At 58.5% G+C, this 17,865-nt stretch carries 17 protein-coding genes; 7 read left to right on the top strand and 10 right to left on the bottom strand.

Features of this window, described 5'->3' with window-relative positions:
* Positions 1–13 precede the first annotated feature (13 nt).
* The 3 genes from yjiA to AC07ZE_RS25720 all read right to left on the bottom strand — a co-directional run bounded on the left by yjiA (position 14) and on the right by AC07ZE_RS25720 (position 3,431).
* On the bottom strand, positions 14–985 hold the full coding sequence (gene yjiA, locus AC07ZE_RS25710; RefSeq protein ID WP_207267138.1) for a GTPase: 972 nt from the start codon (positions 983–985) through the stop codon (positions 14–16).
* Positions 986–1,152: 167 nt separating this feature from the next.
* On the bottom strand, positions 1,153–1,350 hold the full coding sequence (locus tag AC07ZE_RS25715) for a YbdD/YjiX family protein (protein ID WP_095196638.1): 198 nt from the start codon (positions 1,348–1,350) through the stop codon (positions 1,153–1,155).
* A 14-nt stretch (positions 1,351–1,364) separates the two neighbouring features.
* Positions 1,365–3,431: a carbon starvation CstA family protein gene (locus AC07ZE_RS25720; protein ID WP_095196639.1), complete on the bottom strand. Its 2,067-nt coding sequence runs from the start codon at positions 3,429–3,431 to the stop codon at positions 1,365–1,367.
* A gap of 157 nt (positions 3,432–3,588) precedes the next feature.
* Between AC07ZE_RS25720 and AC07ZE_RS25725 the strand changes: the two genes are divergently transcribed.
* Positions 3,589–3,957, top strand: a complete 369-nt coding sequence (locus tag AC07ZE_RS25725; RefSeq protein WP_207267139.1) for a PilZ domain-containing protein — start codon at positions 3,589–3,591, stop codon at positions 3,955–3,957.
* Between the two features lie 66 nt (positions 3,958–4,023).
* Here AC07ZE_RS25725 and radA read toward each other — a convergent pair whose 3' ends face one another.
* On the bottom strand, positions 4,024–5,391 hold the full coding sequence (gene radA, locus AC07ZE_RS25730; RefSeq protein ID WP_207267140.1) for a DNA repair protein RadA: 1,368 nt from the start codon (positions 5,389–5,391) through the stop codon (positions 4,024–4,026).
* 691 nt (positions 5,392–6,082) lie between these two features.
* Between radA and mscL the strand changes: the two genes are divergently transcribed.
* On the top strand, positions 6,083–6,496 hold the full coding sequence (gene mscL, locus AC07ZE_RS25735; RefSeq protein ID WP_207267141.1) for a large-conductance mechanosensitive channel protein MscL: 414 nt from the start codon (positions 6,083–6,085) through the stop codon (positions 6,494–6,496).
* Positions 6,497–6,544: 48 nt separating this feature from the next.
* Here mscL and AC07ZE_RS25740 read toward each other — a convergent pair whose 3' ends face one another.
* Complete coding sequence (locus AC07ZE_RS25740; protein ID WP_207267142.1) at positions 6,545–7,321, bottom strand: ferredoxin--NADP reductase; 777 nt, start codon at positions 7,319–7,321, stop codon at positions 6,545–6,547.
* 336 nt (positions 7,322–7,657) lie between these two features.
* Here AC07ZE_RS25740 and AC07ZE_RS25745 point away from each other — a divergent pair, with 336 nt between their 5' ends.
* On the top strand, positions 7,658–8,389 hold the full coding sequence (locus tag AC07ZE_RS25745; RefSeq protein WP_207267895.1) for an autoinducer binding domain-containing protein: 732 nt from the start codon (positions 7,658–7,660) through the stop codon (positions 8,387–8,389).
* Between the two features lie 163 nt (positions 8,390–8,552).
* Positions 8,553–9,677: a methyltransferase gene (locus tag AC07ZE_RS25750; RefSeq protein WP_207267143.1), complete on the top strand. Its 1,125-nt coding sequence runs from the start codon at positions 8,553–8,555 to the stop codon at positions 9,675–9,677.
* A 68-nt stretch (positions 9,678–9,745) separates the two neighbouring features.
* On the opposite strand, the gene AC07ZE_RS25755 is transcribed toward AC07ZE_RS25750, so the two are convergent.
* From AC07ZE_RS25755 to AC07ZE_RS25765, 3 genes are read right to left on the bottom strand one after another with little or no spacing between them, the layout of a single operon-like run.
* A complete protein-coding gene (locus AC07ZE_RS25755) occupies positions 9,746–9,913 on the bottom strand; it encodes a DUF2474 domain-containing protein (RefSeq protein WP_137804314.1) in 168 nt (55 codons plus the stop codon).
* Positions 9,914–9,969: 56 nt separating this feature from the next.
* The gene (gene cydB, locus AC07ZE_RS25760; RefSeq protein WP_095196646.1) at positions 9,970–10,977 is read right to left on the bottom strand and encodes a cytochrome d ubiquinol oxidase subunit II; all 1,008 of its coding nucleotides are present in this window, start codon (positions 10,975–10,977) and stop codon (positions 9,970–9,972) included.
* Positions 10,978–10,980: 3 nt separating this feature from the next.
* A complete protein-coding gene (locus AC07ZE_RS25765) occupies positions 10,981–12,420 on the bottom strand; it encodes a cytochrome ubiquinol oxidase subunit I (RefSeq protein ID WP_207267144.1) in 1,440 nt (479 codons plus the stop codon).
* 483 nt (positions 12,421–12,903) lie between these two features.
* Here AC07ZE_RS25765 and AC07ZE_RS25770 point away from each other — a divergent pair, with 483 nt between their 5' ends.
* Complete coding sequence (locus AC07ZE_RS25770; protein WP_207267145.1) at positions 12,904–14,145, top strand: MFS transporter; 1,242 nt, start codon at positions 12,904–12,906, stop codon at positions 14,143–14,145.
* A 5-nt stretch (positions 14,146–14,150) separates the two neighbouring features.
* On the opposite strand, the gene AC07ZE_RS25775 is transcribed toward AC07ZE_RS25770, so the two are convergent.
* Positions 14,151–14,702 carry a DJ-1 family glyoxalase III gene (locus AC07ZE_RS25775; RefSeq protein WP_207267146.1) on the bottom strand — a complete coding sequence of 184 codons (552 nt, stop codon included), beginning with the start codon at positions 14,700–14,702 and terminating at the stop codon, positions 14,151–14,153.
* A gap of 82 nt (positions 14,703–14,784) precedes the next feature.
* Entirely contained in the window at positions 14,785–15,222 is a 438-nt protein-coding gene (locus AC07ZE_RS25780) for a DUF4879 domain-containing protein (protein WP_207267147.1), read from the bottom strand.
* A gap of 221 nt (positions 15,223–15,443) precedes the next feature.
* Between AC07ZE_RS25780 and AC07ZE_RS25785 the strand changes: the two genes are divergently transcribed.
* Positions 15,444–16,739: an NCS2 family permease gene (locus tag AC07ZE_RS25785; protein ID WP_095196651.1), complete on the top strand. Its 1,296-nt coding sequence runs from the start codon at positions 15,444–15,446 to the stop codon at positions 16,737–16,739.
* Entirely contained in the window at positions 16,736–17,815 is a 1,080-nt protein-coding gene (gene trmA / locus AC07ZE_RS25790) for a tRNA (uridine(54)-C5)-methyltransferase TrmA (protein WP_207267148.1), read from the top strand. Before AC07ZE_RS25785 ends, trmA begins: the two co-directional genes overlap by 4 nt.
* Positions 17,816–17,865 lie beyond the last annotated feature (50 nt).

Consider the following 17,865-nt stretch of genomic DNA (forward strand, 5'->3'; position numbering starts at 1 on the left):
CACGCGAACGCGTTCAGTTCGCAGCCACTTTTGCAAACCCCTCGCGAATCTTCTCTTCCGGCAAATCATCGGCAATGAACACGATCACGCTTTCACGCGCTTCATCATCGGACCATTCCGTATCCCAGTCGAAACCATAAAGCTTCAACACGCCCTGAAATACCATGCGCCGTGGCTCGCCCAGGATGTTCAACACGCCTTTGTAGCGCAGCAACTGCTTGCCATGGTCTTCCAGCAGTTCGTTCATGAACTCACTGAGCTTGTCGATATCCAGCGGTTTGTCGGTGCGCAGCACCAGGCTGGAAATGCGATCGACGGAAGGCGCCGTACTGACCGGACGCAAACTCACGCCGCCTCCCAGGTCAGCATTGAGATTGAAGCCACGCACATCGAGCAATTCGGCCAGATCGATCTTGCCATGGTCTACCACACGAATGGGCGCGCGGCGGTTGATGCGGGTCAGACGCTCACTTAACGCGGTGAACGCCGGCTCGTCCACCAGGTCACGCTTGCTGACCAGCAGGCGGTCGGCGAAACCGATCTGCGCCTGGGCAATGGTCTGGGTCAGGTGCAGTTCGGCGTGTGCTGCGTCTACCAGGGTGATGATGCCGTCGAGGATGTAACGCTCGCGCAGTTCTTCATCGATGAAGAAGGTTTGTGCCACCGGCGCCGGGTCAGCCAGACCGGTGCATTCGATCACCAGTCGGTCGAAGGCGATTTCACCGCTGTCCAGGCGTTCGAGCAGCAAGTACAGGGCTTTGGTCAAGTCGGTGTGGATGGTGCAACAAACGCAGCCGTTGGACAGCGTCATCACTTGAACCGGTTCATCACCCAGCAGTTGGGTGTCGATGCCGGCATCGCTGAATTCGTTTTCGATCACGGCGATTTTCAGGCCATGCTCGGCCTTGAGCAGGTGGCGCAGCAAGGTGGTCTTGCCTGCACCGAGGAAGCCGCTGAGGATCGTTACCGGGATGGGAGAGGACACCCGAATCTCCTTTTTCACAGAATTAGAGAACAACACAAAACAAATGTGGGAGCGGGCCTGCTCGCGAAAGCGGCATGTCAGTCAACTTCAGAGTCGAATGACAGATTGCCTTCGCGAGCAGGCTCGCCCCCACAGTCTTTTCTTTACATCATGACCCATTCAGCAGGTCAACAGCACTTAGGCCCACCCTTGCCACCGTAACGGGCTTCCTGGCGTTCGCGGAAGAACGTCTCGTAGTCCATCACCGGTTTGTCCGGGTGCTTGCTTTGCATATGCTCGACGTAGTTGTCGTAGTCGGGCATGCCGACCATCAGGCGAGCAGCCTGACCGAGGTATTTACCGAGGCGACTCAAGTCATTGAACATGCCGCAATCCTCAATTACGCATCCGGCAGCGCCTGGAAGGGCGATTCTTTATCCGTACGTTCTTTTTTACCCCAGGAGGCAATGCCGACCTTGAGCGCATAGAACAGGATGCTGAACACCACGAACAGGAACAGCGCGGTCAGTGTAGCGTTGGTGTAGGCGTTGAAGATCACGTGCTGCATTTGCGTGATGTCCTTGGCCGGGGCGAGGATCTGACCATTGGCCAGGGCATCGCTGTATTTTTTGGCCAGCGACAGGAAGCCGATCGCCGGGTTGGCGTCGAACAACTTGATGAAACCCGCAGTGGTGGTGCAAATCAGCAGCCATACCGCTGGCAGCATGGTCACCCACACATAACGCTGGCGCTTCATTTTGATCAGCACCACGGTGCCGAGCATCAGCGCGATACCGGCCAGCATCTGGTTGGAGATGCCGAACAGCGGCCACAGGGTGTTGATGCCGCCCAGTGGATCAATCACGCCCTGGTACAGCAGCCAGCCCCACATGGCTACACAACCGGCAGTGGCAAGGAAGTTGGCAGCCCAGGATTCGGTGCGTTTGAGCGCCGGCACGAAGGAGCCAAGCAAATCCTGCAGCATGAACCGCCCGGCACGGGTACCCGCATCGACCGCGGTGAGGATGAACAGCGCTTCGAACAGGATCGCGAAGTGGTACCAGAACGCCATGGTGTTCTCACCTGGCAGCACGCTGTGCAGGATCTGCGCGATACCCACCGCCAGGGTCGGTGCACCGCCGGCACGGGCCAGGATGGTGGTTTCGCCGATGTCCTTGGCCACGGCTTGCAGCGCCTCCGGAGTAATCGCGAAGCCCCAGTTGCTGACCGCTTGTGCCACCGCCACCACATCAGTGCCAACCACGGCCGGCGGGCTGTTCATGGCAAAGTACACGCCCGGTTCGATCACCGAAGCGGCGACCATGGCCATGATTGCCACGAAAGACTCCATCAGCATGCCGCCGTAACCGATGTAACGGGCATTGACCTCGTTATCGAGCAGCTTCGGCGTGGTACCGGAGGAAATCAGCGCGTGGAAACCCGATACCGCACCACAGGCGATGGTGATGAACAGGAACGGGAACAGGCCGCCCTTCCACACCGGGCCGGTGCCGTCGACGAACTGGGTCAGCGCCGGCATTTTCAGCTCGGGCATGGTGATCAGAATGCCGATCGCCAGGGCGACGATGGTGCCGATTTTCAGGAATGTCGACAGATAGTCTCGGGGTGCCAGGATCAGCCACACCGGTAACGAGGCGGCCACGAATCCGTAACCGATCAGCATCCAGGTGATCTGCACACCGGTGAAGGTGAACGCCTTGGCCCAGACCGGGTCAGCGGCAATCTGCCCGCCCAGCCAGATCGAACCCAGCAACAGCAACACGCCGATGATCGAGATTTCACCGATGCGGCCCGGGCGGATGTAGCGCATGTAGATGCCCATGAACATCGCGATCGGGATAGTCGCCATCACCGTGAAAATCCCCCACGGGCTTTCGGCCAGGGCCTTGACCACGATCAGCGCCAGCACCGCGAGGATGATGATCATGATCAGGAAGCAGCCGAACAGCGCGATGGTCCCGGGGATGCGGCCCATTTCTTCACGGACCATGTCGCCCAGGGAACGACCGTTGCGGCGGGTGGACATGAACAGGACCATGAAGTCCTGCACGGCACCGGCCAGCACCACCCCGGCGATCAGCCACAGCGTACCGGGCAGATAGCCCATCTGCGCCGCCAGGACCGGACCGACCAGCGGCCCCGCGCCGGCGATGGCCGCGAAGTGGTGACCGAAAAGGATGTGTTTATTGGTTGGAACATAGTCCAGACCATCATTGTTGAGCACGGCGGGGGTGGCCCGTCGCGGGTCGAGCTGCATCACATTGTTAGCGATGAACAGACTGTAGTAGCGATAAGCGACCAGATAGATGGCCACGGCAGCGACCACGATCCACAAGGCATTGATCGCCTCACCTCGGCGCAATGCCACGACACCGAGGGCGCACGCTCCAACGATTGCCAGCACCAGCCAGGGTATGTGGCGTAGCGGGCTATTATTATTTTTCATTTTATTATTCCAGCCAGAGTGGACAGAAAGACAGCCAACGGAGTTTAGCTCTCCTGACGGCAAAGGCCATACCCCAACGTTGGTCTGGAGCGCTGTGCCGGCTGGCAGGTTCTAACAAGGCGGGTCTATAGTCAGCGAACATCTAGAGGATTGCGCCATGAGCGAACACCCTGCCGATCGCCGCCGCTTCAAACGTATTGCGTTCGATGCCAAAACCGAGTTGAGCCAGGGGGAATTCATCTGGCCGGTGAAGCTTATCGATCTGTCGCTCAGGGGCTTGCTGATCGAGCGACCTGAGCCGTGGCTGGGGGATCCGCGACAGGATTTTTTTGTCGACATTCATCTGAGCGAAGACACCGACATCGAAATGGATGTGCATCTGACCCATGAAGACCATGGCCAGCTCGGGTTTGTCTGCCGGCACATCAGCCTGGAGTCCATTGAGCGTTTGCGGAGATTGATTGAACTCAATCTGGGTGACCCGCAGGAGCTTGAGCGGGAATTGGGTGCTCTGATCGAAGTCTGAATGCCCCAACACAGTCCCAATGTGGGAGCGGGCTTGCTCGCTCCCACAGGATCTCAGTTTCAGCAACTACTCGAACAATGCGTCCAAGGCCTGCTCCAGCCGCGTGACGGCAATGATCTGCAGTCCCTGTGGTGGCTCTTTCGGCGCGTTGCCCTTGGGTACGATGGCACGTTTGAAGCCGTGCTTGGCCGCCTCCTTCAAACGTTCCTGACCGCTTGGCACCGGGCGCACTTCGCCAGACAGACCGACCTCCCCAAAAACCAGCAAGTCATGGGGCAGCGGCCGGTTGCGTAAACTGGACATCACCGCTGCCATCAACGCCAGGTCGGAGGCGGTCTCCAATACCTTCACGCCGCCGACCACATTGAGAAATACATCCTGATCGTGAGTGGGAATACCGCCGTGACGATGTAGAACCGCCAGCAACATTGCCAAACGATTCTGATCCAGCCCCAGCGTCACCCGACGCGGGTTGGCCAGATGACTATCGTCCACCAGTGCCTGGACTTCCACCAGCATTGGCCGCGTGCCCTCCCACGTCGCCATGACCACGCTGCCCGGGACCTCTTCCTGCGCACGGGTCAGAAAAATCGCCGAAGGGTTGGAGACTTCTTTCAGCCCCTTGTCGGTCATGCCAAATACGCCCAACTCGTTGACCGCGCCGAAACGGTTTTTCACTGCCCGCAACAAACGCAGGCGTCCATCGGATTCGCCTTCGAAATAAAGCACGGTGTCGACCATGTGCTCCAGCACCCGCGGCCCGGCCAACGCGCCTTCCTTTGTCACGTGGCCGACGAGGAAAATCGCCGTACCGCTTTGTTTGGCGTAGCGCACCAGCAATGCCGCACTTTCGCGCACCTGGGATACGCCACCCGGTGCCGATTGCAGTTGCTCGGTGAAAATCGTCTGGATCGAATCGATGACCATCACCTTTGGCTTTTCCTGTCGGGCCGTGGCAATGATGGTTTCGATACAGGTTTCGGTCATGACCCGCAGTTGATCCTGCGGCAACCCCAGGCGACGGGCGCGCATGGCCACTTGTTGCTGGGATTCTTCACCCGTGACATACAGGGCCGGCATACTCTTGGCCAGGTTGCACAGGGTTTGCAGCAAAATGGTCGATTTGCCGATACCGGGATCACCGCCGATCAGCACCACCGAGCCGTCGACCAGGCCACCACCCAATACCCGATCGAGCTCACTGGACGCAGTGGAAAACCGTGGGATCTCCTCGACACTGACTTCAGCCAGGGTCTTGATCTGTGCCTGTTGACCGGCCCAACCGGTGCGCCCGGTCGGCGCCGCGGCTGCGCCGCTCTCCACCATGGTTTCGGTCAACGTATTCCAGGCGCCACATTCGCCGCACTGCCCGGCCCACTTCGGGAAGGTTGAGCCGCACTCGGTGCAGCCGTACATGCGCTTGGCTTTGGCCATCTGAACCCCCGGCAAAAACCGCGATGATAGCGCAGGAAAGCGAACTCGGCGCAGGCTGATGCACAAGGTGCCTCGATAGTCATAACTTTGAATATACTAACGAGCAGATCTGAAAAGTAATATCAATTTAATTTTTAAATTTACACTTTTTCACATTAGACCGGCAGCAGAGGTTTCATGGAATAGATATTTACAATCGCGCCCCACGCGCTCCAAACCAACTTCATACGCTCTGCAACCGATAACAGCTCACCCCCCCTTCAACAACTCAATATAAAACCTGTACAAAACTTATCTACAAAAACTCCAACCGTACAACTCCGCCTCAATACCTCCATGAAAATTAGAAAGACTATTTTTACTCACCCCCCAAACCTCCTACCTCTTAGAGCATTTACTTCAAGAATGAATAACAACAATCGAGTGCCCGCATCAAGAGTTTTCGCCAGGATCAGCAACCCCAAAACAGTGCCAGAGTTGAGCCATTACTGAGAACGACGAGAAGATTCGAAAGGACCGGTGAGCATGACCCGACAGCGCAGAGCCAGAGACAAAATCGGCTTTCCTGAAAAACTTTTCAGCGCCCCCCAGGTCGATTGCAGGCAGCGCTGTAAGCAGTTGATTCGGGCACAATGCACATTGCTGATTTACACTGCGTTCACCAACCTCATCTGTAACAAGGAAATAACCTATGGGCGTGCTAAGTGAGTTCAAGGCCTTCGCGGTCAAAGGTAATGTGGTCGACATGGCCGTCGGTATCATCATCGGGGCCGCCTTCGGCAAGATCGTTTCGTCATTTGTCGGTGACGTGATCATGCCACCCATCGGGCTGCTGATCGGTGGGGTGGACTTCAGTGACCTGGCCATCACGCTCAAAGCTGCTCAAGGTGAGGTCCCGGCAGTGATGCTGGCGTACGGTAAATTCATCCAGAGCCTGATCGACTTCATCATCGTCGCATTCGCGATCTTCATGGGCGTCAAGGCCATCAACCGCCTCAAGCGTGAAGAAGCCGTCGCTCCAACCCTGCCACCGGTTCCGACCAAGGAAGAAGAGCTGCTGAGTGAAATCCGTGACCTGCTCAAGGCTCAGAACAATCGGCCTTGAACGCTTGGACGGCCTGTAAAAACGGCGCCTTCAAGGCGCCGCCTTTTTTTACCAGAAGTTTTCTACCGCCACCTGACCGGGCCGCCGGCTGAGACTCAAGTGCATGTCGCGTTGCTTGAGTAACTTGCGCGTGTCGTCAATCATCTGCGGGTTGCCGCACAACATGACCCGTGAATGCTCGGGTGTCAGCGCTACCCCGGCTGTCCGCTCCAGCTCGCCATTTTCGATCAGCGTGGTAATCCGTCCGTTAAGAGCACCGGGATGCTGTTCACGCGTCACGGTGTTGATCAGCTGGAGTTTGTGCGCATACTCCGCCAGGTACTCTCGCTGTGTTAGCCCTGCAATCAAGTCCTGATAGGCGAGCTCCCGTGATTCGCGCACGCTGTAGACCAGGATGATTCGCTCGAATTTCTCCCACACCTCGAAGTCCTGCAGAATCGACAGAAACGGTGCCAGGCCAGTGCCTGTGGATAACAGCCACAGATCGCGTCCATCGACGAAACGATCGAGCGTCAGGTACCCAAAGGCCTGGCGGTCGACCAGCAGCGTATCGCCAACGCCCAACCGACTCAGTTCACTGGTGAACTCGCCCCCCGGGACTACGATGGAAAAGTATTCCAGGTACTCATCGAAAGGCGACGACACCATGGAATAGGCACGCCAGACCGTACTGCCATCAGCTTTGGTCACGCCCAGCCGGGCAAATTGACCCGCGCGAAAACGAAAGCCCGCATCCCTGGTGGCGCGCAGGGTGAACAGGTTCGGGGTCAACGGCTGGACGTCGAGCAAAGTCTGGCGAGTAAATTTATCTTCGCTGGCGGTCATGGCGGGCTCCATTCAACAGATAGCCACAGTGTCTCGCAAAGCGAGCCCCATAAACACGGGTGATTTGTAGTGTCTTTGGCAAACATTCTTGATTTTACCCACCCGCATACAGCCACTAACTATTCAGTTAACCCAAAAAAATTCAATAGAATGAAAACCAACATTCAAAAGAGTTCACTCATTAAACTATCGATAGAACCATACACCTAGTTGGAGAGACGTTAGTAAATCTAAAAATTCTCAACACATGATTAAGAAACATCCTACACTTCCCTTCGCGCCGATCCTCTGGATCCAATGTGCGCCCCAAAGCTATCCCGACTGTGGAGCCTCATGATGGAAAGGTGGAAGGAGTCACAACTTAAACAATTATCAACGGCAACCGAACTGGAGATCGCTTACGAAATCGCACTGAGTTTCGCGAAAAATATCGGTTTTAAATTTTTTGCTTTTTCAACGACTTGCCCAACCAAAACCGAACACTTTCATACTGTACGGTTCAACAATTACCCAAAGGACTGGAACTCTGAATATGAAAAAAGGAAGTTTGGCGCCCTCGACCCAGTAGTGGCACATTGCAATCGCTCCATGCTGCCTATTCTTTGGAGCGAAGAGCTTTTCTGCGATGTGCCATGGATATGGGAGACACTTGAATTACAAGGACTTCAGCATGGTTGGTCACAAGCCGTTCATGACGAAGAAACCGGCTTCTGCAGCATTGTGAGTCTGGCCAGAAGCCATTGCCCGATTACTATGTTTGAGCTTTATGAGTATTTTGGTTTCTCCGTCTTTATTGGTCGTCATCTGCATAAGCTGGTCGTACAGACACTGCCCAAGGAGCCGGCCAAATCGTCCATGCCACATTTATCACCGCGGGAAATCGACGTGTTGAAACTCGCGGCAGCCGGCAAGACGGCATACGAAAGCGCCCGCATTCTCAATCTCAGCGCCCGCACGATCAATTTCCATGTGCAGGAAGCCATCCGCAAACTCGGGGTCAACAACAAGGTTTCGGCCGTCATTGCCGCCGTCAAGGCTGGCTATCTCAATAGCAACGCGATGCGCTGAGCCGAAAAACCTGCGGGTAATCCAACACAAAAAAACGTACCATTCGCGGTCCCATCCTGAGTGATGACGTGTGATTTTCCCACGACGCAGTCCACTCGGACGGCCCCGCCGCCAAGATGCCCCTGGGCGCGGGATATCCGTTGATTACCCAGAGCCCCGCCCCATGCCTTTGCTCGAAACGCCTTTCGCCAGCCTCGACCTGATCCGCCAGCCCGAACAGCAGAACGAACCGCTGCAAGCCTTCGATGCGGCCGACGAGTACCTGCTCAACCACCTGGCCGAACAGCAACCCTCTGTCGACACGCGGGTATTGGTGCTGAACGACAGTTTCGGCGCGTTGGCCGCCAGTCTGGCCGGCAAGGTCAAGGTGACCAGCAGTGGCGATTCTTTCCTGGCCTTTCAAGGACTGGAGAAGAACCTGTCCCGCAACGGCCAGGCGTTCGATGCGGTGCCGGCCATACCCGCCAGCGAAGTATTGGCGGGACCGTTTGATCGGGTCCTGGTACGGGTGCCCAAGACCCTGGCGTTGCTGGAAGAACAATTGATCCGCCTGCAAGGCCAATTGGCGCCCGACGCTCAAGTGATCGCGGGAGCAATGATCAAACATTTGCCACGGGCCGCGGGTGATCTGCTGGAGCGCTACATCGGCCCGGTGCAGGCTTCGCTGGCGGTGAAGAAAGCCCGCTTGCTGATTGCCACGGTTGAAACCAAGGCGCCGGTCACCTCGCCCTACCCGACCCGTTATCGTCTCGAAACCCCAGCTATCGAATTGCTCAACCACGCCAATGTCTTCTGCCGCGAAGGCCTGGATATCGGCACCCGGGCTTTTTTGCCGCATTTGCCGAAGAACCTTGGCACAGCCAGGGTTGCCGACCTCGGATGCGGTAACGGCGTGCTGGCCATCGCCAGCGCCCTGCAAAACCCGGAAGCCCATTACACGCTGGTGGACGAATCGTTCATGGCGGTGCAATCGGCTGCCGAAAACTGGCGTGCGGCGCTGGGCGAGCGCGATGTCATCGTGCGTGCCGGGGATGGTCTGGCCGGACAGGAACCCCAGTCGCTGGATGTGGTGCTGTGCAATCCACCGTTTCACCAGCAACAGGTTGTCGGCGACTTCCTGGCCTGGCGGATGTTCCAGCAAGCGCGTGAGGCGCTGGTGGTCGGCGGTGCGTTGTACATCGTCGGCAATCGTCACCTGGGTTACCACAGCAAACTGGCGCGTTTGTTCCGCGGTGTCGAGCACGTGGCGGCCACGCCGAAGTTCGTGATTCTCAAGGCCCGCAAATAGCGAAAAAAAACCCTCCGGTCGGAGGGTTATAAACCGCGCCTGAGGCGACGGGATGGGATATCAGGTTTTCAGTGAGTACTCAGGCCCGCCGCGTTCATGAACATCCGCATCAGGCTGGCCACGATGAACAATGCACCGACGCTGCCAACCCAGATCAGGGCCAGCCAGCCAAGCCGCTGCCACAGCGGTTTTTTTTCGGCTTCTTCAATGTCGTGCAAGGAATGTTTGCCGCTCATTGCATCGATCTCCTTCAAATCGATGGCGCCGCTGCCGACGCCATCGCGGACCAAGTCTAGTGGTAACCGTCTTCATGGGTGACCTTGCCGCGGAACACGTAATAGCTCCAGAAGGTGTAGCCCAGGATGAACGGGATGATGAACAGCGTGCCCACCAGCATGAAGCCCTGGCTTTGCGGCGGTGCAGCGGCATCCCAGATCGAGATCGACGGCGGCACGATGTTCGGCCACAGGCTGATCCCCAACCCGCTGTAACCGAGGAAGATCAACACCAGTGTCAGCAGAAAGGGTGTGTAGTGCGCATTGCGCGCCACCGCGCGGATCAAGCCGTACAGGGTCACCAGCACCAGAATCGGCACCGGCAGGAACCAGAACAGGTTAGGCAGGGTGAACCAGCGGGCGGCAATCTCGGCGTGAGCCAGCGGTGTCCAGATGCTGACGATACCGATCACCGCCAGCAATACGAACGCCAGCGGCCGCGCCAGGTCGTGCATCTGTTCCTGCAACTTGCCTTCGGTCTTCATGATCAGCCAGGTGCATCCCAGCAGTGCATAAGCCACCACCAACGCGGCACCGCAGAACATCGTGAAGGGCGTCAGCCAGTCCAGTGAACCACCGGCAAACTGGCGATCGACCACCGGCAGGCCATCGATGAAGGCCCCCAGCGCCACGCCCTGGAAAAACGTTGCCGTAATGGAGCCACCAATGAACGCCTTGTCCCAGAGGTGGCGCTTGTCGTCCCGGGCCTTGAAGCGGAACTCGAACGCCACGCCGCGGAAAATCAAACCGACCAGCATCAGGATCAACGGCAGGTACAACGCCGAGAGCACCACCGAATAGGCCAGGGGGAAGGCGCCAAACAACGCTGCGCCGCCCAGCACCAGCCAGGTTTCGTTACCGTCCCAGACCGGGGCGACGGTGTTCATCATCACATCGCGGTCGCCCTTGCCCGGAATGAACGGGAAGAGAATGCCGATGCCGAGGTCGAAGCCATCCATGACCACGTACATCATGATGCCGAAGATGATGATCACGGCCCAGATCAGCGGAAGATCAATACCCATGGTTCAAATCTCCTTATGCAGTCTGGTGTCGTGATCGGCATCGGCAGAATCGTCGGCTGCGGACAGCGGACGGGCCGGCGTGCGTTTTTTACCAGGCCCTCCCTCGGGCGTTTCTTCGCCTTCACTGATCTTCGGCCCCTTGCGCACCAATCGCATCATGTAGCCGAGGCCCGCACCGAACAGCGCGAAATACACCACGACAAACAGGATCAGGGTGATGCTCATCTGCATGAAACTATGGTTGGAGGACGCATCCGCCGTGCGCATCAGACCGTAGACCACCCACGGCTGACGGCCGACTTCCGTGGTGAACCAGCCGGCAAGGATCGCGATCAGGCCGGACGGCCCCATCCACAATGCCAGGTACAGGAACGGCCGCGAGGTATAAAGCTTGTCGCGCTTACGCAGCCACAGGCTCCACAACCCGGTGAAGATCATCAACATGCCAAGGCCAACCATGATCCGGAACGACCAGAACACAATGGTCGAATTCGGCCGGTCCTCCGGCGGGAACTCCTTGAGCGCCGGCACCTGTTTATCCAGAGAGTGAGTCAGAATCAGGCTGCCCAGGTACGGGATCTCGACGGAAAATTTGGTTCTCTCTTCTTTCATGTCCGGCCAGCCGAACAGAATCAACGGAGTCGCCTCGTTGCCGTGGTTTTCCCAGTGGCCCTCGATTGCGGCAATTTTTGCCGGCTGATGTTTCAGTGTGTTGAGGCCGTGGAAATCACCGATGACGGCCTGAATCGGCGCCACGATCAATGCCATCCACATGGCCATCGAGAGCATCTTGCGGATTGCCGGATTGTCCTTGCCGCGCAGCAAGTGCCAAGCCGCGGAGGCGCCCACGAAGAAGGCTGTGGCGACGAACGCCGCCGTGGCCATGTGCATCAGGCGATAAGGGAACGAGGGGTTGAAGATCACCGCCAGCCAGTCGGTTGGAATGACCTGGCCGTTAACGATCTCAAAGCCCTGAGGAGTCTGCATCCAGCTGTTGGAGGCGAGAATCCAGAAGGTCGAGATCAGCGTGCCGATGGCGACCATGACCGTGGCGAAGAAGTGCAAGCCGCGTCCGACCTTGTTCCAGCCGAACAGCATCACGCCGAGAAAACCGGCTTCGAGGAAGAACGCTGTCAGCACTTCGTACGTCAGCAACGGCCCGGTCACCGACCCGGCGAAGTCCGAGAAGCGACTCCAGTTGGTACCGAACTGATAGGCCATGACCAGCCCCGAAACCACACCCATGCCGAAGTTGACGGCAAAGATCTTCGACCAGAAATGGTAGAGGTCACGGTAGGTGTCGTCGTGGGTTTTCAGCCACAAGCCTTCGAGTACCGCCAGGTAACTCGCCAGGCCAATGGTGATGGCAGGGAACAGGATGTGGAACGAGATAGTGAACGCGAACTGAATTCGGGCGAGATCAAGTGCCTCTAAACCGAACATAAGTCTTCCTCTGTCAGGTAGTACGGCTGCTGGCTGGAAGCCTGCACCCACGGCCCCCACGGATATGGAGTGTGGCGAATCTCTATTTGTTCTTTTTTTACACGCATCGCTACGCAGGGAGTCTGGCCTTGCGGCCCCCGGATCAATTCCCTTGAGGGTTTTGACCTGGATCAAACAACGTTGAAAGAGTAGTCCCATTTCCCGGGTTGAACTGCGTGGTCTTTTGCCGCGTGACAAGTTGCCTCATGTTTGAGGTAACAGGCAGATACATATCCCTTGTGGGAGCGAGCCTGCTCGCGAACGCGGTGGGTCAGTCAACATTACGGGGAATGCCACCGCGCTTTCGCGAGCAGGCTCGCTCCCACCGGAATCTGTCGCGTTGGCAGGAATCGATGTCTGGCTAATGAAATTTTCATAATCAGTAACTTCTTGTTACAGGCTGGTGATAATCTCGCCCTTCACCTCCTCCAGATTTGCCTTCAAATGCCCAGCCAAGAGCCTTTGCTGTTACGTCACCATCGCCCTTTCCTTGCGTTCTGGCTGGCGCGGATTTTTACCGCCAGCGGCTTTCAGATGCTCACTGTGGCCATTGGCTGGAATCTCTATCAATTGACCGGCAACGTGCTCGACCTTGGCCTGGTCGGTTTGGTGGAGTTCGCACCGCGTGTGCTGTTCATGCTGCACACCGGGCACGTGGCGGACCGCTACGACCGGCGCAAGGTCGCGGCGATCTGTCAGTCCTTGCAAGCGCTGATCGCCCTGTCGCTGGCCATCGGCAGCGCGACCGACCATGTCACCCGGGAGATGATCTTCATCCTCGCCTTCCTGCTCGGCGCCGCCCGTTCCTTCGAAATGCCGACCACCCAGGCGCTGCTGCCGAGCATCGTGCCCAGCGCTCTGTTCCCCCGGGCCGTGGCCGCCGCGCAATCGGCCCAGCAGTCGGCAACCATCGTCGCACCGGCACTCGGCGGTTTGCTCTACGCGTTCGGCAGTGTGTGGGTCTATGGCCCGACGGTGATCCTCTACATCATTGCCTGCACGCTGATGCTCAATCTGCCCGCACGGCAAACGCCGCTGAACAAAGGCAAGGCCACCCTGGATTCGTTGTTGGCGGGCATCCGCTTCATCCGTAGTCGTCCGGACATTCTCGGGGCGATTTCCCTGGATTTGTTCGCCGTGCTGCTGGGTGGGGCGACGGCATTGTTGCCGGTCTTCGCTAAAGATATTTTGCTCACCGGCCCTTGGGGCCTGGGTCTGCTGCGCTCGGCGCCGGCAGTGGGGGCGCTGTTGATGTCGCTGTTTCTGGCAAGGTTTGCCGTAGAACGCAATGTCGGACGGGTGATGTTCACGGCGGTAGGCGTATTCGGTGTGGCGACCATCGCCTTCGGTCTGTCGACCTCGTTCTGGTTCTCGCTGGCGGTGCTGGTGGTATTGGGCGCGGCAGACATGATCAGCATGGTGATCCGTGCCTCGTTCGTGCAACTGGAAACCCCGGACGAAATGCGCGGCCGCGTCAGCGCGGTGAACGGCCTGTTTATCGGCGCTTCGAACCAGTTGGGCGAATTCGAATCCGGCCTGACCGCGCACTGGTTCGGCACCGTGCCGGCAGTGGTCATGGGTGGGGTCGGCACGCTGGTAGTGACCGGGACCTGGATCAAGCTGTTCCCGACATTGGCCCAGCGCGACCGTATGCATGTGCCGGTGGAAGAAGCAGCGAAGGTCTGAATGATCTAAATAACCAACTCCCCCGCCACCGCTGCCCGAGTGGACTTGCCGCACAGCTGTTCCACCAGCGTCAGGGCAAATGCCAGCGCGGCGCCCGAACCCTGGGCGGTGATGCAATTGCCGTCGACCACGACCGGTTGATCGACGTAGTTGCAGCCTGAGAGTTGATGACTGGCCGAAGGCAGGCACGTCATACGCCGCTGACGCAACACGCCAAAGGTTTGCAGCGCCAATGCCGGAGCTTCGGCGATACCCGCGTACAGGCGACCGGCCGCGGCCTGGTCCTTGATCAGTTGTTGCAAGGGTTGATGGGCTGCCAGGTGTTGCGCGCCTACGGCTCCGCCGGGCAGGACGATCAAGTCGAAGGGTTGGGCCAGTAAATCCACCAGCATCGCATCGCTGGTAAGGCGGGTACCGCGGGCACAGGTGAGCATGCGCCGCCCTTCGATGCTCGCCACCACGACTTCCACCTTGGCGCGGCGCAGCACATCGACGAGGGTCACGGCTTGTAGGTCATCGATGCCCTCGGCGAGGGTAATCAGGGCTCTAAAGGTCATGAGGGCAATCCACAGAAAGATTCTTAAAGCGTAGTCAGCTTTCCCTACCCTTGTTCGAGGCCGGCTGTTTCTTGATGTAAAGCTACTTGATGTAAAGCTGCGTCGACATCGTGTTGCCCGGCGCATTGATCGAGGTGTTGCTGAAGGTGAACGTGCCTTCCTGTTTGCCGGCAAGACTGAAGATGTACAGATTGCCGACTACCTTGGTTCTCTGGGAGCAATCGGTCAGGTTGCCGTTTTCGTAGGCGCAGACCGGCGTGCGGGTGCCGTCCACTTCAAAGCCATCGAGCGCGACATGGGGCTGGCTGCGACCGTAGCCCACTTCCAGCACGTAGACCCTGATGTTCGGGCCACTGTGATTGCAGCGGGTCTGCGCCTGTCCTTCATCAATGGTTTCAAAACCACAGCCCGGCGACTCGACTTTCAGCACTTTCACCTGGGTCAACGGCGGTGCCGAGGCCGCCGAGGCGGTTTGCGTCCCCAACAACAATGCCATCAAGATCAACAGACACTTTTTCATGCACGCCCCCCCCCAAAAAAACCAGCGCGCAGTATGGCTGACTTGGGCCAAACGCAAAACATCGACGACGATCACCACCATAAGCAGCCATAACCCCACGCGACTGGTATGATGCGCGGCTTTTTCCGACCCACAGAAAATTCCCAGGCGCCTGCAGCGGTCTGTGCTTTGCTGTTGAGGTCGATACATTCACGGCGCCCGGCGCGCCACGGGGAGCAGACATGCTGGAAAGGCTGTTTCAACTCAAGGCACACAACACCAACGTACGCACCGAGATTCTGGCGGGCGTCACGACCTTTTTGGCCATGGCCTACATTCTGTTCGTCAACCCGAGCATCCTCGGCGAGACCGGCATGGACAAGGGCGCGGTGTTCGTCGCCACCTGTCTGGCAGCCGCCATCGGCTCCGCGACCATGGGCCTGATCGCCAACTATCCGATCGCCCTCGCACCGGGTATGGGCCTGAACGCCTTCTTCACCTACACCGTGGTCCTGCACATGGGCCACACCTGGCAAGTGGCGCTGGGCGCGGTGTTCATCTCCGCCGTGTGCTTCTTCCTTCTGTCGATCTTCCGCATCCGTGAATGGATCATCAACAGCATCCCGCTGCCGCTGCGTTCGGCGATCGCCGCCGGTATCGGCCTGTTCCTGGCGCTGATTGCGCTGCACAACGCGGGCATCGTAGTCAGCAACCCGGCGACCATGGTCGGCCTGGGTGACCTGAAACAACCGGCTCCGATCCTCGCCACCCTCGGTTTTGCCCTGATCGTCGCCCTCGAAGCGCTTGCCGTACGCGGTGCGGTGCTGATCGGCATTCTGGCCGTGACCATCGTGTCGATTCTGATGGGCTTCACCCCGTTCGGCGGTGTGACGTCGATGCCTCCTTCGCTGGCGCCGACCTTCCTGCAACTGGACATCAAGGGCGCACTGGACATCGGTCTGGTCAGCGTGATTTTCGCCTTCCTGTTTGTCGACCTGTTCGATAACTCCGGCACCCTGATCGGCGTTGCCAAGCGCGCCGGCCTGATGGGCAAGGACGGCCACATGCCGAAAATGGGCCGCGCCCTGATCGCCGACAGTACCGCCGCCATGGCCGGTTCCCTGCTGGGCACCTCGACCACTACCAGCTACATCGAATCTGCCGCAGGCGTGAGTGCCGGGGGGCGTACCGGCCTGACCGCCATCGTCGTGGCGATCCTGTTCCTGCTGGCGCTGTTCTTCTCGCCACTGGCCGCCAGCGTTCCAGCCTTCGCCACCGCGCCGGCACTGCTGTTCGTCGCCGTGCTGATGACATCCGGCCTGGCCGAAATAGACTGGGACGACATTACCGTTGCCGCACCGGTCGTGGTCACCGCCCTGGCCATGCCGTTCACTTATTCCATCGCCAATGGCATCGCCTTCGGTTTCATCGCCTGGACCGCAATCAAACTGCTGTCCGGCCGCGGCCGTGAGCTGAACTCGGCGCTGGTGATTCTGTCGATTCTGTTCGTGATCAAGCTGGGTTGGTTCAACGCATGACTTTTGATTCCCAGGCCTACGCCGTTCAGCTCGAAGACAAGGTCACGCGCCTGCGTGACCTGCTGGCCCCATTCGACGCGCCGGAGCCGGCTGTATTCGACTCGCCGCTGCAGAACTTCCGCCTGCGCGCCGAATTCCGCTTGTGGCGTGAAGCCGGCGAGCGCCACTACGCAATGTTTTCCCAGGAAGACAAACGCACGCCGATCCTGATCGAAGAATTCCCGATTGCCAGCCTGCGCATCAATCAGTTGATGCCGCAGCTCAAAGCGGCCTGGCAGGCCAGTTCGGCCCTGAGCCACAAGCTGTTTCAGGTGGAGTTCCTCACCACCCTGGCCGGCGATGCAATGATCACCCTGTGTTATCACCGCCCGCTGGACGAGCACTGGCACGCGGCGGCCACAAAGCTGGCGACCGACTTGAACGTCAGCATCATCGGCCGCTCCAAGGGCAAGCGCGAAGTCATCGGTCACGATTATGTGGTCGAGAAACTGGAAGTCGGCGCTCGCACCTTCAGCTACCGCCAGCCCGAAGGTGCGTTCACCCAGCCCAACGGCACGGTGAACCAGAAGATGCTCAACTGGGCGTACGACGCGCTCGGCGATCGCTCCGACGACTTGCTGGAGCTGTATTGCGGCAACGGCAACTTTACCCTGCCCCTCGCCACCCGCGTGCGTAAGGTATTGGCCACCGAAATCAGCAAGACTTCGGTTAATGCGGCACTGAGCAACCTCAGCGAAAATGCGGTGGATAACGTCACTTTGGTGCGCCTGTCCGCCGAGGAGCTGACCGAAGCGCTGAACGAAGTGCGTCCGTTCCGTCGCCTGCACGGCATTGACCTGAAAAGCTACGAGTTCGGCAGTGTCTTCGTCGATCCGCCCCGCGCCGGCATGGATCCGGACACCTGCGAACTGACCCGGCGTTTCGACAACATCCTCTACATTTCCTGCAACCCGCAAACCCTGGCGGCCAACATCGCCCAACTGCACGACACCCACCGCATCACCCAATGCGCGATGTTCGACCAGTTCCCGTGGACGCATCATATGGAATCCGGGGTGTTATTGACCCGGCGGTAATCGCTGACGCCAGCCACAAAAAAAGCCGTCGTTCTGACGGCTTTTTGTTG

The sequence above is a fragment of the Pseudomonas sp. GW101-3H06 genome (assembly GCF_059424605.1).